Raw genomic sequence first — 16608 nt, 5'->3', positions numbered from 1 at the left:
GGTGCATCCCAAAAAATGGCTAGCAGTTAAAAAAGAAGGCTTATACTGTATTCCCGGTCAATTTTACATTGACCCAGTTTGCCCTGTCGATAAAGCTATCATAACGCATGCTCATGCTGATCACGCCCGCTCAGGTCATCAATTAGTTATTGCGCATACCGCAACAATTGACATTATGAAAGTCCGTTACACTGACAATTGCGCTAATCAATTACATGCATTATCTTATCACGAACGCTTAGTAGTAAATGATGTAGAGCTTTATTTATTACCAGCAGGACATATTCTAGGTAGTTCACAAGTGGTCATTGAATATCAAGGTTCGCGTTTAATCATTTCAGGTGATTATAAACGAGCATTTGATCCTACCTGTGAAAGTTTTATTGTTGAACCTTGTGATGTTTTTATTACAGAAGCAACTTTTAGCTTACCGATATTTAAACATCCTCCTATTGAACTTGAGGTAAATAAATTACTTCATTCTATAGCTATTTTTCCAGAGCGCTGCCACCTTGTAGGTGTTTATGCTTTAGGTAAATGCCAGCGATTAATTAAAACGTTACGTATACTTGGCTATGTTGAAACTATTTATATTCATGGTGCACTTAAAAAATTATGTGATTATTACGAATCGCAAGGTATTAATTTAGGTCTTTTAGAGCTGGCTAATACATTAGATAAACATAACTCACAAGGAAAAATTGTTTTATGTCCGCCTAGTGCTTTACACGATAAATGGAGTCGACGATTTGCTCAAGTCATGACTTGTATGGCTTCTGGATGGATGCAAATTAGAGCACGGGCAAAACAAAAAGGTATAGAATTACCCTTAATCATTTCTGATCATGCTGATTGGTATGAATTAATTCAAACTATTCACGAAATTAATCCTAAAGAAATTTGGGTAACGCATGGACGAGAAGAAGCTCTAGTGCATTATGCTACTCAACAAGGTTATCGGGCTCAAGCTTTACATTTATTAGGCTATGATGATCCTGAGGATTAATAATGAAAAAATTTGCCCATTTACTAAGCACACTTTATTTTACTTACAGTCATCTAGATAAGATGACTGTAATTCAACAGTTTTTTAAGGAGACACCTGATCCTGAGCGTGGTTATGCTTTAGCGATCATGGCTGACACATTGGTCTTTCCAACGTTTAAACGTGCTTTAATCAAAGAGCTAATGCAAGAAAAAGTTGATCCCGTCTTATTTGAACTATCCTATGATTATGTTGGTGATATGTCTGAGACAGTTGCCCTGCTCTGGCCTGATTCTATAAAAGACGATAACAAAGAGGATGAATTACCGCCGCTATCAGTCATTATTTCTAATTTTAACTCATTATCGAAAGAACAAATTAAAACTTATTTAAGTAAGCTACTAAATCAATGCAATGCCACAGAGCGCTGGGCTCTTTTAAAGTTAGGCACCAGTAGCTTACGCATTGGTATTTCAACACGCTTTTTAAAAAAGACCTTAGCCCAATATGGCCAAGTGACTATACAGCAAATAGAAAAAATTTGGCATGGATTAGAACCTCCATACATTGAGTTATTCGCATGGTTAGAAAAGAAAACACCTGAGCCTATAGTTAGCGAAAATATCTTTTTCCATCCGATTATGTTATCTCATCCCCTAGAAGAAAAAGATATTGAATCAATCAATCCGCAAGAATTTTCATTTGAAAGAAAATATGATGGTATTCGTGTACAAGTAGTCTCAACAAAAAAGGGTAAAGCCGTGTTTACTCGTACTGGAGAAAATATTAGTTGTACTTTTCCAGACCTTCTTGAATTAATTCAAGGAGAAGTTGTTTTAGATGGTGAATTAATAGTTCACACTTCTACAGGTATTGGTAGTTTTAATCAATTACAACAGCGCTTAAACAGAAAAACACCTTCAAAAAAGTTACTTATCGAGCTTCCGGCCGGTCTTATTGTATATGATATCTTAGCCTGGAATCAGGCCGACCTCACGCCTTTACCTTTTAAAGAGCGACGAGAAAAATTAAACGAATGGGTAGAGACTTTTCCATCTAATAAAATTTTATTATCAGAACTCTTAACTATGCAAAATAATCAAACTCTACATCAATTAAAAGAGCAGGTTTTAGCTGAAAATCATATAGCAGTTGAGGGTGTTATGATTAAGCGTAATTTAAGTCCTTATATTGTAGGGCGTCCTAAAGGTCATTGGTTTAAATGGAAGCGCAATCCTTATATTGTAGATGCGGTACTTATGTATGCACAACGAGGTCATGGCATACGCTCTTCTTTTTATTCTGATTTTACCTTCGGATTATGGCAGGATGAAAAACTTTTACCTATTGGTAAAGCTTATTCTGGTTTCACAGATAAGGAATTAGTACAACTAGACCGTTGGGTTCGCCATAATACTATTCAACGCTTTGGGCCTGTACGTGAGGTAGAAAAAAAGCTTGTTTTCGAGGTTGCTTTTGATGCTGTTAATTTATCAACACGTCATAAGTCAGGTTTAGCACTACGGTTTCCGCGTATTAACCGTATACGTTGGGATAAGCCAGCTGCTGAAGCTGATCAATTAGATACCTTAATGCAACTCCTTTAGTAAAATTTAGTAATTAATACAATCGTCTGTAAAATAGCTATTATCTTTGCATAGTCAGCTCATCAACGTAACTGGCTTGAATCTGTACTATCAAAAAGATTCTTATACTTGCCGTAATTTAATCCGCTGCTCAAAGCACTTTGCCTCATTTAAATCAATTTCTAACATCAAAAGAGCTTGAGCTGTTGTTGGGTATTTAATAAAACATTGCCCTGCTTCTTATAGATTTTATTAAGAATAAGGCCGTACTTTTATTCTTTTTTGAGAGTCAATATTTTTTAGCTAGCTTTGCGATGAAATTAAGATAACGAGAAACAATTTATTGTGGACTATTTACAATTTAATAAGGTGTCACTTACTGTAATTCCTTTTTTCTCTATAGAAGCATAGGTAGTATTGTGACTAGATTTAAAAAAGGTTAATTCATTAGCTATAGCATTAGAAGTTTCTGTGTTTTTTGGTTTTGATCCATCTACTAAAGGAAGAGATGGCACACAAAAAGTATTTTTAAAATGCTCAAGATATTCAACAAAACCTGGACCACCATAAGTGAAGTCTTTAAAGTACAATAGAGCTTTATCTGAAGTAGGATGCTGCGGCTCGTAAGATGACTTGTCTATGCCCAGGATTTTTTGATAACACTGAAGGGCGGGAGTGCTTTCAAAATAAGTTGATAATTGGTCAAAGTCAGTAGAATATAAATTCAATAATATTGAAGGCAAATAAGCTTGAAGTTGACTTTCTATTTTCTGCCAATCATTAGCTTCAATCGCTGCTATTGGACTATCGTCCTCTACATGAGATATTAAAGATAAGGCTGTATGAGTACCTGCTTTTTCTGTTGGAAATTTCCAATAGCTTCCCAAAAAATTTAATGATGGCAAGTGCGATAAATCATCAGAAAAAGTTACCTCAATCACAGCGCGCCCAGTTGGTCTATAGACATCCTCTTTATATTTAATTTCTTTTGAAGGACAACATTTTTGTAATAGTAAAAAGTGATTTCCCTTTTCTAAAATAATGTGATTCCAGATGGATAGGTCTTTAAAATTGTTTAAAAAGCTGTAATTTATAGCAGAGCCATTTGCAATTGTTTGCAATTTTTTAAAAAACTCAATGACTTTATCTGATGATATAATCTCCACTCCCCTTCCTAAAGACATGTTTGTCGGTTTAATAACATAATGTGAGGATGAATTTACACCTATAAATTGCATAATGTCATTGAGGTTAACATTGTTTAAATCAATCAGCATCGTTGCTGGGCAAAAGCCTGTTGCAGCAGTAAATTGATGAAAAACCACCTTATCTTGACATGCATCAATTAGAACACCTGAGGGGTAATTTAAAATATTTAAAGTATTTTTTTGGCTTTTTAGTAGCTTAGATAGAGGTGAACGAAGCCAAGGTGCAAATCCACTAGTTTGAAGCGAAGCAAGGACAGGCCGGTCAAAAAAGTGTTCTGCACCTAATAGAGCTCGTGAATATAATAAATTTGGAATTAATTCATATCCTTTAAAGTTACATCTCGCTTTAAATCCATTTGAAAAATCATGAAATTGCACTGCAGATGTCCAACTTGTTGATTCATCTTCTAAATAAATTGCAGTAGGGTATCTTTGACGAAGTATATTATTGTATTCATCATGCAAGGTTATTTGATTTTGTTCTTTACGCAGTCTGTTTAGCCCTTCCACACCAGACTTGAAAAAATCACCCATTTCAAGAGCAAATACTTTTTGGCCATCATAAGTAAAATCAAGTACAAAAGCGAATGATTTGGGCATAATTTTTAAACTAAGTGACTTAAAATTATGTAATTTTAATATATAACTACCTTTCTGTATATACAAAATTTACTTAAATTAATTAATAGTTGATTAACTAGAATTGGCTTTTAGATATTACTCTTCACAAAACGACCGTTCATAAGGTTGTATATATATTTCACTTCAGAAATCAATGTTATTAACCCTTTAAAGGAGCGAAGCTAAATCTTAAGCGGTTTTCTGTCAGAAAGCGGGTCTTTGTCTAGCAAGTAGTTAAATTTAAAGACATACAGAATGAATTCATCAGTTTTAATCAATTAGAATATTTCTCGTATCCTATTATTTTTTATATCTTTTTGGCTAATTTAAGCTTTAATTCATTGACAAAATTTTACGATATCAAGGCTCTTTCAATTCAGTTTAATTGTATAAAAAAGTCTTTTTAAGCTACGTAAGCTAGATAAGGCAATAGTCTTATTAAACCCTGAAAAGCAGCTTATCAAACATCCTTGCTGTCATCAGTCAAATTAGTAAGCGCGGTCAATATTTAGGCTAGTCACTGTGAGTAAAGCGGAACAAGCCAACAAGGCTAATCCTTGGGCCGTGTTTTGGCGAATTTCTTTATACGAATCCTTAAATTGGGCCCTCACAAAATTATTAAATCATAATTTGTATAAATTTTATACTATACTGAGTAGTAAATTTAATCAAAAGGAGACAAACACGCATGTTTATTGTTATTACCACAGCAGTTGGTACCGGCCCAACTGAAATTGCAGCTTTCGATCACGCTTTATCGCTAGCTGGAGTTAACAATTATAATCTACTTTGTCTTAGTTCTGTAATCCCTATCAAATCAAAAATTATTAAGCAGGAAGGTATCATTACGGAAAGATTAGGTAGTTGGGGTGATAGATTATATGTTGTGATGGCCAAAGAAATAACTAATTCAGTCAATGAGGAAGTTTATGCTGGAATCGGTTGGATGCAAGCTGAAGATGGCAGAGGGTTATTTGTAGAACATCATGGTAACAGCGAAGCTTCAGTAAAGCTGGACATAAATGACTCTCTGACAGCTTTAAGGAAGCATCGTAGTCACATTATTTTCAATGAAGATCAATTTGTCCTTCAAGGCGCTAGATGTAATGGCTCTTACACTTGTGCTTTAGCAATTGCAATTTACCAAGTCTCTGACTGGGACAACAATTCATTTTATTACAAGTAATTTGCTAAAGAGCACTTGCCCATCTGTAAGTTCAATTTCACTGGGAACTTAGTTAGGAGGTATCATGGCTAAGCAACTCGAAAAAAGTTTACTGAGTCAACAGGAAATCAAATTTCTAAGCCATTTATTCTTTGATGATAAAAAATTTTCTATGCAATATTTCCTTGTTAACAATTACCAATATTTTCTTAAAAAAGCTCTACAATTTGAGCAAAAAATATGGCATCAATGTAAGTATGGCGATTTAGAGGCTGAAGGTTATCGCGATTTAATTGATCAAACAAAATTTATAGGCGGATTTGATAATCATGGCGATTGCCATGCTGTCACATGTTCTTTTATTAAAGGAAAAGAATTGCCGCCCTTTTTAGCACGATTTGAATTTTTTTCTCAGGAATTAAAAAATAAAATAATACAGCAATTTAATTCTGGTCTTATTGACGAAGTTGGTACTGTCGCGGTGGACTACCGCGGAATTAAATCTGGATCTGCACTTAGAATGTGGGCATTAGTCTTTCTCGATGGCAGTCTACGTGGAGTACAAGCCTGGGGAATTATTATGGAGCCTGAGCGGGTTGAAAAAATTATAAATAAATATAATTTACCTTTTAAACAAGTAGGCCCGCCTATAAATTACCAAGGCGCGTATTGCGCACCTCATCTTATTACAATAGATGGAGTAAGACAAAGTAATGTTGCTAGGTTTGTACAAAATATTTAATATTAATTTAGATTATCAAAAGAATCCACTTATAAAAGTAGCTATTTTTTATAGTGCTATTATAAAATAAAACTGGTGCTTATGCTCAAGGCAGATATTATGGAATGGTTTTATTTGGTGTTGGCGGGTGCTTTTGAGGTTATATGGGCAGTAGGATTAAAATATACAGCAGGTTTTACTAGACTTTATCCTTCTTTACTAACACTTGGTGCAATGACTTTAAGTTTTTTATTACTTTCGCAATCATTAAAGGTGTTACCCCTTGGCACAGCTTACGCAATATGGACAGGAATTGGCGCTTTTGGAACAGTAATTTATGGGTTATTTTTTCTTGGTGAGCCTGCTACTTTTGTCCGTCTAACTTGCATTTTGCTAATCATTATTGCAATTATCGGTTTAAAATTAACTCACCATACTTAATTTGGCTGCGTTGCAAAAAATAAAAAGCTAGCAAAAATATGTACAGACTGTAGTTTAGCTATAAACATAAACTAATTTTTTAATTAAAAAACTCTTCTCAATATAAAAATTGGTATCTTTCCAAAGATATAATAAATTTTCCTTCAAAACTCTTATATCAATTATGGAAGCTTTAATTCTTCTTTCAAGAATTCTTCTGCTTTGTTTTTAAGTGTCCGACTTATATTATTTAGACATAATGCAGTATATATCATCTATTTCTCTCTAAATTTTTATGCATTAATCCTAGTAGCTTACGCTAAGTTAAATGCTTTAGTTCTGCATTAATTTTTTTCAAATAATAAAAATCAAGATCATATGGACTAAAAAAATATAAAACATACAATTACCTTTTTAATTTTTAGGCATTTTAATGAGATTTTTAAATAATGTAGGCCAAAAAAGTAGTGTTGAACTAGTGAAAATGATGGCCACTATTCCTAACAGTGCCACTACCCTTGATCTAAGCGTCAATGAACTGGGCCAAAAAAGCGCGACTGAACTAGCCGAAATAATAACGGCTATTCCTAAAACTATCACTACCCTTGATTTAAGTGTCAATGGCCTAGGCCAAAAGAGTGTTACTGAATTAGTTCAAATATTAGCTGCTATTTCCAAAACTATTACTAGCCTTGATTTAAGTAGGAATGGATTGGGTCAAAAGAGCGTCGCCGAGTTAGTCCAAATCATGGCTGCTATTCCTAACAGTGTCACTAACCTTAATTTAGGTTGGGCTGAATTTAGCCAAAAAAGTGTCGCTGAGCTAGTTCAAATCATGGCTGCTATTCCTAACAGTGTCACTAGCCTTAATTTGAGTTGGAATCAACTGGGCCAAAAAAGTAGCGCTGAACTAGTCGAAATAATAGCTGCTATTCCTAAAACTATCACTACCCTTGATTTAAGTGAGTATGGGCTGGGCCAAAAGAGTGGAACTGAATTAGCCCAAATGTTGGCTGCTATTCCTAATAGCGTCACTAGCCTTAATTTGAGTTGGGCGGAATTTAGCCAAAAAAGTGTCGCTGAACTAATCCAAATCATGGCTGCTATTCCTAACAGTGTCACTAGCCTTAATTTGAGTTGGAATCAACTGAGCCAAAAAAGTAGCGCTGAACTAGCCGAAATAATGGCTGCTATTCCAAACCGTGTTACCAGTCTTAATTTGGGTTTTAATAATCTTGGCGAAAAAAGTAGCGCTGAACTAGCTGAAATAATGGCTGCTATTCCTAAAAATATCACTACCCTTGACTTAAGTACAAATGACCTGAGCCAAAAGAGTGGCGCTGAATTAGGCCAAATAATGGCTGCCATTCCTAACAGTGTTACCAGCCTTAATTTGGGTTTTAATAATCTTGGCGAAAAAAGTAGTGCTGAACTAGCCGAAATAATAGCTACTATTCCAAAGACAGTGCGATCTATTAATTTAAGTGAGAATGACTTATTTTATAATAAGACTTCGCTAGAGCGTGATAGATTATTACAGGTATTATCTCCGTTCAATAAGTATGGCCGGCTTAATTTAAACAATAATGGTGAAAGTGATTTTGCACGTGCCCTAACAACTGACCTACCTTCTTATCTGACTAATGTGTTATCTAGAGATGTTGCTAACTATATCTTCTCCTTTTTTACGCCCGGAAAATCTATCCAAGCGGTTAATCAACGCCTAGATAATCATTCTATATTTATTAAAACTCTTAAAGAAAAGCAAAAAAAGTACTTTATTTCACAGGTGACTAACAACAAAGATATTAATGTAGAAGAAGAGAACGATAAGAAAAAATATCGATCAAATGTACCTAGATAATAAGCTAGAGAATCAGTCTCGAAAAACACCTGTTTTCGAGACTCTTTTATCAAAAATTACACCATATTTTTTATGTCAATTTGTATTACATGTAATACGTCTTATACTTATTTTACAATTATATTATCGAGAGGCCCCATGTTAGCTGTACGTTTACCTGAAACACTTGAACAACGATTGCCTGAACTGGCAAAACGAACTCAGCGTTTTAAACGCTACTATGTGAAACAAGCTATTTCAAATTTTCTTAATAATCATGAAGATCATTTATTAGCGCTCGCTCGCCTTGAGGAAAAAAAATCCAAGATTAACACTAAAAGAAATGGAGCGTCCCCTTGGTTTGGAGGATTGAGTTGATGCAGGGGTTGAAAAAGACTTAAGAAAGCTAAGCTACACAGCCTAAAAAAGACATTTAATTATATTAGAGAACACCTTTTAAAGGTAGGTAATTAGATCAGTTGGAAAACCATTATCAGGAAAAGGAGACAGGACTATGCGCAATACATTTACCACTAAAAATGCTGCTATGTTACTAATTGATCACCAGCAAGGCACAATTAAGCTTGCTAAAAACATTAATTATGAAGAATTGTTGCATAATACTCGCGCTCTTTGTCGTCTAGCAGTAGAGACCAACATGCCTCTGGTTCTTACTTCAAGTCAAGAGGAGCGTTTTCAAGGCGCGCTTTTGGAAGATATTCAAAAAATAGCTCCAAGCCATTATGCTAAGCGAATTAAACGTCCGGGTGTTGTGGATGCGTGGATGTATGATGAGTTTAAAGAAGCTGTATTGGCTACAGGTCGTAAGAAATTGATTATGGCTGGACTGACTAATGATGTTTGTATCGTTTATCCTGCTATTAGCGCCACGCAGGACGGATTTGAGGTTCAAGTAGTCGTTGATGCAGGGGGCTCCCCGACTCAAATAGCTGATGAGATTGCTACTCGCCGCATGGAAAAACACGGTGTAATACTTACTTCTACAAATCAGGTAATGGCAGAACTTGCAATAGATTGGGCAAGCGAAGCAGGAAACAACATCCAGAAAATCATGTATGAAGAAAAACTGAAACAACTTATAGACGCTTAAAAGTTTTTATTGGTACTCTGTCATTAACTGAGCGTTAGTTTTAAAAAATTGTTTATAAAATAAGATAGGTAGGTTATACCCGCCCTTTCTGAATTTCAGCTTTATATAAACAGGTATTTAATGAAATATTTTTTGAGCTTATATCTAACGCAAAAGTTGTATAAGTGACAGAGATCAAACTAACGGTAAGTAATTTTTGATAAAAAAGTACATCCTTAACAATCTCATATTGTAAAGATATTTTAGTTAATTAACTTTACAATAAAAATGCAGAGTTTCTCTAAAATAGAAGAATCTTCAAGGCCGCTATAGTTGATTTTTGTAAAATTTCCCATCTTTTAAAATGGCAACTAAATGCTTTCCTTGATTTTGAAGTAGTGTTAAATCTTGAAGAGGATTACCATCCACCACTAATAGGTCGGCAAAAGCATCTGGTGCAATCACGCCCAGCTTGCCAGTAAAGCCCATCATTTCTGCATTTGTAACCGTTGCAGCATATAGACATTCCGCAGCTGATAAAACATTTGCTTTCAAGGTGAACTCTTCACTTTGATAAGGATGCATATCACCTAGCAGATCACTACCATGACCTATTTTTACTCCAGCTTTTTTACACAATGCCAATGCTTTTAGACCGGCGTCTTTCACTTCTGTTAATTTATGAATGCTTTCTGTTGGTAATCCTAGTTGAGTGCCAAAGCGTGAAAGCATTTCATAGGTTGCTAAAGTAGGAATTACGTATGCCCCCTTGTCGGCGACAAGTTGTGCAGTTTTTGCATCAATAAGATTGGCATGTTCAATAGAATGCACGCCGCACATTACAGCTCTTTCAATTGCCTGAGGAGTGTAAGCATGAGCCATAACGTACGTATTCCAGTTACTTGCCTCTTCGACAATAGCGCGTAATTCCTCAAGAGAATATTGAAGTGTTCCAATTGGGTCACTTGGTGAAGCCACACCACCTGATGCCATTACTTTGATTTGATTAGCACCTTGTCTTAATTGTTCTCTTACTGCCTTGCGTACTTCGGAAATACCATCTGCTATTATACCTAAATTTCCACCTCCACAACAAAAAGGACTTTCTGAAGTTGTTCTCGGTCGAAAATCACCATGACCACTTGTTTGACTAATTGCTTTTCCAGAAATAAAAAGACGCGGGCCATTGATATGCCCATGGTTAATAGCTTCTACTAAGCCATAGTCAGCGCCGCCTGCATCGCGTACGCTTGTAAAACCACGCTGAAGCATTTCTTCTAAGATGCGTCCAGCTTTAATAGCAATATAAGATTTTGGTAAATAGGCTATCTTGCTAATATCATTAGTCACCAGAGAAACATGCACATGGGCATCGATAAGACCTGGCATTAAAACCTTTCCTTTTAAATCAAATTTTATGCTCTTAGATGATTGGATAGGTTTAGTACTAACTTCGCGAATGAGGTTGTTTTCAATTAATACATAACAACCACCCTGAACCTCAGATTTATGTAAGTCAAGTAGTTGACAATTTTTAAAAAGAAGTTGTCCCATATAAAGATTTTACTAATGCAGATTGCTAGAATTGTTAAATTATTTCACGTTTGATAGAAAATACCAAATTAGATGTCCTTTAATTTAATAACAGTTTACAAAACTGATTTACAAAGCCCTACTCCAAATCAATAAGCTTTCAATTAGTTAATCCAACTGATGATCTTTGTTTGTCAAACAAGCGTTAAAGCGTCTTTATAAAGAAGGTATACCCTACAAGTAAAGCGGTATTATGCTGGCAGAACTTACGCCTAAATCACACCTACAATGGGATTTATTTTACTAACCAACGGACACCATGATTGCTAAATCTGAAAAAGTCATGTCGCTAAGGAAGAATTCGCAATAGACAGTTAAGCTCTAGCTAAAGATTAGCATTTTCCAAATTCAACGATTCTAGCAACATGGCCTTTTAATCTAACTATTTATTTCAATACTCTTATTACCTAAGTTATTATTTAATATAAGTTTTTTATATATTTCTCCCGAGAGTCTTACTTGATTTATATGGCTTACTCAGAAAGCATTAAGCTTTATTTGTTATAATTTTAATCACATTGATTAAATAAAGTTAAATAAAATGCGTGCTAGAAACGAAAATAAGAAAGCTACTAAACACCTAGATCCTACACTTCACTACCTATGGGTAGGCTCACCAACTCGAGACAATCTTACAAGCATAGCAGGCCATGATATTGCAGGCCCTATACAAATGGCGAAACAACTAAAGAGTCAAAGATCTAGTGGCAATATAGGTACAAATAATCCCGTAAAATTTTGGTGTTTAAAGGAACATTTAGAAGCCTATCAGAACGAATTTAAAAAAGAAGACGTAGACATAGAGGTCTGCGCTATAGAAGATTTACTTGAAAAAGAAAGTACAGATATTACGTTCGCAACTCATACCGCATTTATTACTGAGCTTTTAAAAACGGCTTTGCAAGAAAATAATAAAAAAGGTTTTGTTGCATTGAAAGACTGTTTCTCACTCTTTTTGCTAGCCACTCAAGGAGGTTATTTTTTAGATACCAATGTGTTTCCTGTGGCTGATAAAGTAGTAAACTTACCCCAACTTGATGAAGTTAAAACAGCACGCTCTGGTTTTCAGAAGAGCAATGACTTTTTTATGATGTTTTCACCAAAGAGAGGGCATTATAAAGTATTAAATCTCTTTGAGGCTTGGAAACAATCACCTGGTATCAATGGTCTTTACATATTTGGTTACGAAAGAATTCCTTTATTTGATGAAATAGACCAAATAGATAGAAGCATGGGTGTGGCAAAGCAAAGTTACAAATCCTATTATAGAGATGATACATGTGGTTTATTTTATTGGACGGAGCAAATAAGGCTTTCTTCAAAGGAGTATGACACCTATCTTAACTACGGTGATAAGGATTTACAAACATCTTATCCTAATAGTAAAAAAATATTGGAAGAATGTAGTTTATGTTATGATAAAAACCCAGCAGAAAATTGGAAAACAATCAATTTTAAAACAGATAAAGCCTTTATCTCTGACCGTAAAGCTATTTATTTTGTTGATAAAAAAACAGATACTTGTGTTAAAATATACGACAATACTACTATTATTCATGATAAGTTCCCTCACCCATTATGGTCTAATAGAATTAAAATAGGGTATGAAAAAGACTTAGAGTATATAATAAATATAACAGGGACTAATTTTGCTCCATCTCATATTGTCAATATTGATAGGTGCACTATTTTACATCAGGCTGTTTTGCTTCAAGATATACCCAAGATTAAATCGTTGTTAAAAGCAGGCGCTGATTTAACGCTAAAAGCAACTTATCAAGTCAATCAATTTCCAGATACACCTATTGTTTTAGATTTAACAGCAGAAGAGCTTGCACATTATGTAGGTCATACAGAAATTGTTGAATTATTTAAACAACAGGCACTAATCCAACAAATACATGATCATATTCATGATTTTCTTATAAATTTTAAACAGAAAAGTGTCCGTTTTGCTAATAATTTGACGGAAAAAGCAATGCTAATTGAGCAAGCGTTGCAACGCGCTAAAGAAGAAGGTGGGCTAGTTGCTTATAATTCAGTTGCTGAATTTCTAACTTATAAACCGTCTAATCCAGATCCAGGAGGGTTAAGCGAGGTTATGAGTATAGCTGAGGCTCTCAGCTCTTGGCAGTTAGCTAAAGAAGAAGCATTACAAACAATAGGAAATAATGAAGAAAATATTGCCTTCCCCAAGGATATTGTTGGTGATTTTTTACAAGAAAATAATATTAGTGAGGAAAGCATTGAGGCATTTAAGAATATGCTTCAAATAGATACTGCTCAAGAAAGTCATATATTTAAAGTTAAGCTCTTGAAAATAAGAAACAGCATATTAGAGTTTAACTTTAAAGCCCATGGTCGTGGAATAAAAATCAATCAAAAAGAGTATGCGCCTGACCTTTGTTTAAATGAGAAAGAGAATGAAAAAACTATTTCTCATGGAGCACAATATGTCTTAGATGTGATTAAGAAAGTATTGGAAAAAGAAACAATAACTGAGCAAGATATGCACCATGTTGGTCAAGATATTTATAATCACCTTAAGAGTAAAAAAGAGACAACTTATAAATTTTTTGGTTACGGCGCACGCGATACAGAAACCGTAAGTTTATATGAAGATATTTTATCGAATTTAGAAGGCTTTTTTACTAGAGATAAAATAACGAATATTGAAGCATTGAGCTCCTACAATAGTCTTTATTTACACCCACGCTTTTAAAACTAGGTGTTTGGATGCTTTGCTCTTTTTTAAAATGTTAGTTCTTTCTAAAGTATTTACTCATCACGGCTAATCTATAAATAAAGTAATTTTTTGTTTGCTGCTCTTTTCCCAAAAAAGACTATCTTTAAATTTCACATAAATGTTCTTAGCCAACGTGCCTTGCTTAATATCTACATTACTTTATTTTTCAAGCTTACAGTCCCCAATTTTGAAATAGCGACTAAATAGTTCTATAATTGTACATATTTTCTTCTTTTTAAACCTATCAATTATGTTTACAATAAAATTTCCTAAAAACTCGCTTATTGTAAAAATTAAAGTTAATGGGCCATTTGTTAGTATTTACGTTCCTGCAGAAGCAGTAGAAAACTTTCAAAACAACTATGAAAACCTCTTAAATAACTATTCTACTTTATCGATGGGTGAGGGGCCGCTGCATGATTTTGCGCATGCTGCTCATAATAAACATTTGTCGAATTTTTTTAAAAAATCAAGTCATCAACACTTTCATTTTCTGTTACCTAAAACAGCTAGTGAATCGAACTTAGCAACATTTTTAAATTTTTTAGACGATAAGGATTTAAGCAAAGAGCAAAAGCAACAAGTTTTAGAAAAGTTTAGGGAATCTAATAAAATAAATTTAGAATCCTTACTAAGTAAAATAAAAGCTTACCATTACCTATTGCATTCATTAGATATGCGTGAGGCCGAGTCTCTAAAAAGAATGCCCTTATTTACTGAATTTATTGATAAATTAACCCCGTATTTAAGGGAGGATTTGGCTAATCCAGCTCATATCTCTTTAACAAGCATGATTACGATTGGCCATCAGTCTGTGTCTACACTTAAGGCTTATGATAACTTAATTTCTTTTTTTACCCATGTTAAATTGTTACTTAATTTTCAAACCATCCTAGAAAAGCTACCTAAAGATAGAGAAATAGCTGCTGATGCAAGTATTATAACTGAGTTAAATGAACTTTTTAATTCTGCCTCGAAAGCCCCGCTTCCTAACTTTAGTAAACTATCGCCAGCTCTACACAAGGAATTAAAAAGGCAATTTCCTTTTATAGATGAAAATTTTCATAGTTTGTACGAGATGCTTAAGCAACAATTAGTAGATTTATTAAAAACTGATGAACTCATTTTTATGTTACCAACAAATCATTCTTGCGAAGTTGGTAGTACTTCTGAGAATCTCAAGCAAGTAGAGGCATTGCAAAAAACATCTCAAGCTGAAGAAATTCATGATGCTGATATTGAACAAGAAATAAATTCAGATAGAATGGGTAATTTTAAAACCTAGTATTGTTCAACTAACTAGGTCACCCAATTCCTTATCTTAGCTCCAACTTTAAACGGCCATCTACCTTAGTGATACTATACATTTACCGAGAAAAACAGTACTAGCTATATTTTTCAACTCAATCGATTATTTGATAATGACTCAACTTGACTATTATTATAAAGTTGGCTGGTAGTAATTGTGGCCGCGTTGCAAATACTATTAAAGATAAGAAAAGTTAAATTTTAGGTAGCTCTCAATTGTAAATTCCGAACTGTTCATTGATAAAGGATACTTCAGTTCTAGTGCCGCCTAGCCAGACATTGGTTTATCTTTTCCTAAAGAGGTGCATGATTTAAATCACCTCTTAGTATTATCTAAAGTTTTTTAAAGTTTTCTTATGAATATACATATTTTGGTCAGCTTGTTTCATTAAATCATTTAATGAAAGCTCTTGTATACCTGGCTTCATATAAGTTAAACCAATACTATACCGAAGTTGATAAGGTTTACCGCTAATCTGATTATATTGGTCAATGGCATCTTGTAATCGTTGTTGAATGACAGAAGTTTCTTCAGGAGTTACGTTAGAGGTCAATACAATAAATTCATCACCGCCTGTTCTTGCTATCACATCTGATTTACGGAAAGTATCTAGTAATATAGTTGAAAAACACCTTAAAGCATCATCGCCGGCATCATGCCCATAGGTATCATTAATTAATTTAAAATCATTTAAATCCATTGTAAATAAACACAGGGGCTTATTAAGACGTTGGCACAAATTTAGGCTATGTTGACCTAGCTGATTAAATCCCCGTCGATTACTTAATTTAGTTAATTCATCAGTGCTTGATAACAGTAAATTTGCAATCTCATCCTCAATCATGCTGGACAAATCTTCTAATAAATTAATATCCTCATAATTTAACTTTCTTGGATTGCTATCGATGATACATAGTGTGCCTATCGCATATTTATCTGGACTTTTAATCGGCTGACCAGCATAAAATCGTATTTCTGGTGCACCTAATACTAACGGATTATCTTCAAATCGTTTATCATTAAGAGCATTTTCAATAATTAAAGTCGTATCTTTGAAAATGGCATGCCCACAAAAGGAAATCTCTCGAGGTGTCTCGGTAGCTTCTAAACCTTGCTTAGACTTAAACCACTGACGTTTCGAATCAACAATGCTAACTAAGGCAATAGGTACACTAAATAAACGTTTTGCAAGCCTTGTAACTCTATCAAAACGTTCTTCAGCGCCCGTATCTAGAATATTGAGTTTATAGAGACTTTCTAAACGTAGTTCTTCGTTTTTTGGAATTAATGGTGCTTCCATGGCTGTTTCTCGTTATATTAA

The 16608-nt window shown here is 34.3% G+C and carries 13 protein-coding genes; 10 read left to right on the top strand and 3 right to left on the bottom strand.

Annotated elements, in window-relative coordinates; translation table 11 throughout:
* Position 1 precedes the first annotated feature (1 nt).
* Positions 2 to 1006 (top strand): ligase-associated DNA damage response exonuclease, encoded by a 1005-nt coding sequence (locus ACNVED_RS15180; RefSeq protein ID WP_419421403.1) that lies wholly within the window; start codon positions 2 to 4, stop codon positions 1004 to 1006.
* A gap of 2 nt (positions 1007 to 1008) precedes the next feature.
* Entirely contained in the window at positions 1009 to 2592 is a 1584-nt protein-coding gene (locus ACNVED_RS15175) for a cisplatin damage response ATP-dependent DNA ligase (protein WP_419421402.1), read from the top strand.
* Between the two features lie 329 nt (positions 2593 to 2921).
* On the opposite strand, the gene ACNVED_RS15170 is transcribed toward ACNVED_RS15175, so the two are convergent.
* Positions 2922 to 4379, bottom strand: coding sequence for a hypothetical protein (locus ACNVED_RS15170; protein ID WP_419421401.1), 1458 nt, complete (start codon positions 4377 to 4379; stop codon positions 2922 to 2924).
* A gap of 709 nt (positions 4380 to 5088) precedes the next feature.
* Between ACNVED_RS15170 and ACNVED_RS15165 the strand changes: the two genes are divergently transcribed.
* The 6 genes from ACNVED_RS15165 to ACNVED_RS15140 all read left to right on the top strand — a co-directional run bounded on the left by ACNVED_RS15165 (position 5089) and on the right by ACNVED_RS15140 (position 9660).
* Positions 5089 to 5586, top strand: a complete 498-nt coding sequence (locus ACNVED_RS15165) for a pyruvoyl-dependent arginine decarboxylase (RefSeq protein WP_419421400.1) — start codon at positions 5089 to 5091, stop codon at positions 5584 to 5586.
* Between the two features lie 64 nt (positions 5587 to 5650).
* Entirely contained in the window at positions 5651 to 6307 is a 657-nt protein-coding gene (locus ACNVED_RS15160) for a hypothetical protein (protein WP_419421399.1), read from the top strand.
* 99 nt (positions 6308 to 6406) lie between these two features.
* Positions 6407 to 6727: a quaternary ammonium compound efflux SMR transporter SugE gene (gene sugE / locus ACNVED_RS15155; protein WP_419421398.1), complete on the top strand. Its 321-nt coding sequence runs from the start codon at positions 6407 to 6409 to the stop codon at positions 6725 to 6727.
* A gap of 412 nt (positions 6728 to 7139) precedes the next feature.
* A complete protein-coding gene (locus ACNVED_RS15150) occupies positions 7140 to 8570 on the top strand; it encodes a hypothetical protein (protein ID WP_419421397.1) in 1431 nt (476 codons plus the stop codon).
* A gap of 138 nt (positions 8571 to 8708) precedes the next feature.
* Entirely contained in the window at positions 8709 to 8927 is a 219-nt protein-coding gene (locus ACNVED_RS15145) for an anti-toxin (protein WP_419421396.1), read from the top strand.
* A 136-nt stretch (positions 8928 to 9063) separates the two neighbouring features.
* Complete coding sequence (locus tag ACNVED_RS15140) at positions 9064 to 9660, top strand: isochorismatase family protein (RefSeq protein WP_419421395.1); 597 nt, start codon at positions 9064 to 9066, stop codon at positions 9658 to 9660.
* Positions 9661 to 9966: 306 nt separating this feature from the next.
* Here the strand turns inward: ACNVED_RS15140 and ACNVED_RS15135 are convergent, their stop codons facing one another.
* A complete protein-coding gene (locus tag ACNVED_RS15135) occupies positions 9967 to 11193 on the bottom strand; it encodes an amidohydrolase family protein (protein WP_419421394.1) in 1227 nt (408 codons plus the stop codon).
* A gap of 580 nt (positions 11194 to 11773) precedes the next feature.
* Here ACNVED_RS15135 and ACNVED_RS15130 point away from each other — a divergent pair.
* Both ACNVED_RS15130 and ACNVED_RS15125 read left to right on the top strand, forming a co-directional pair.
* Positions 11774 to 13954 carry a hypothetical protein gene (locus ACNVED_RS15130; protein ID WP_419421393.1) on the top strand — a complete coding sequence of 727 codons (2181 nt, stop codon included), beginning with the start codon at positions 11774 to 11776 and terminating at the stop codon, positions 13952 to 13954.
* Positions 13955 to 14228: 274 nt separating this feature from the next.
* On the top strand, positions 14229 to 15263 hold the full coding sequence (locus ACNVED_RS15125; RefSeq protein WP_419421392.1) for a hypothetical protein: 1035 nt from the start codon (positions 14229 to 14231) through the stop codon (positions 15261 to 15263).
* Between the two features lie 352 nt (positions 15264 to 15615).
* Here ACNVED_RS15125 and ACNVED_RS15120 read toward each other — a convergent pair whose 3' ends face one another.
* Positions 15616 to 16587 carry a sensor domain-containing diguanylate cyclase gene (locus tag ACNVED_RS15120; RefSeq protein WP_419421391.1) on the bottom strand — a complete coding sequence of 324 codons (972 nt, stop codon included), beginning with the start codon at positions 16585 to 16587 and terminating at the stop codon, positions 15616 to 15618.
* Positions 16588 to 16608: the final 21 nt, after the last annotated feature.

Origin of the sequence: Legionella sp. D16C41, from assembly GCF_048541585.1 — a bacterium.
Taxonomy (GTDB): Bacteria; Pseudomonadota; Gammaproteobacteria; order Legionellales; family Legionellaceae; genus Legionella_C.
Note: the sequence above shows the minus strand (reverse complement) of the source record. Positions and strands in the feature narration are given on the sequence as shown.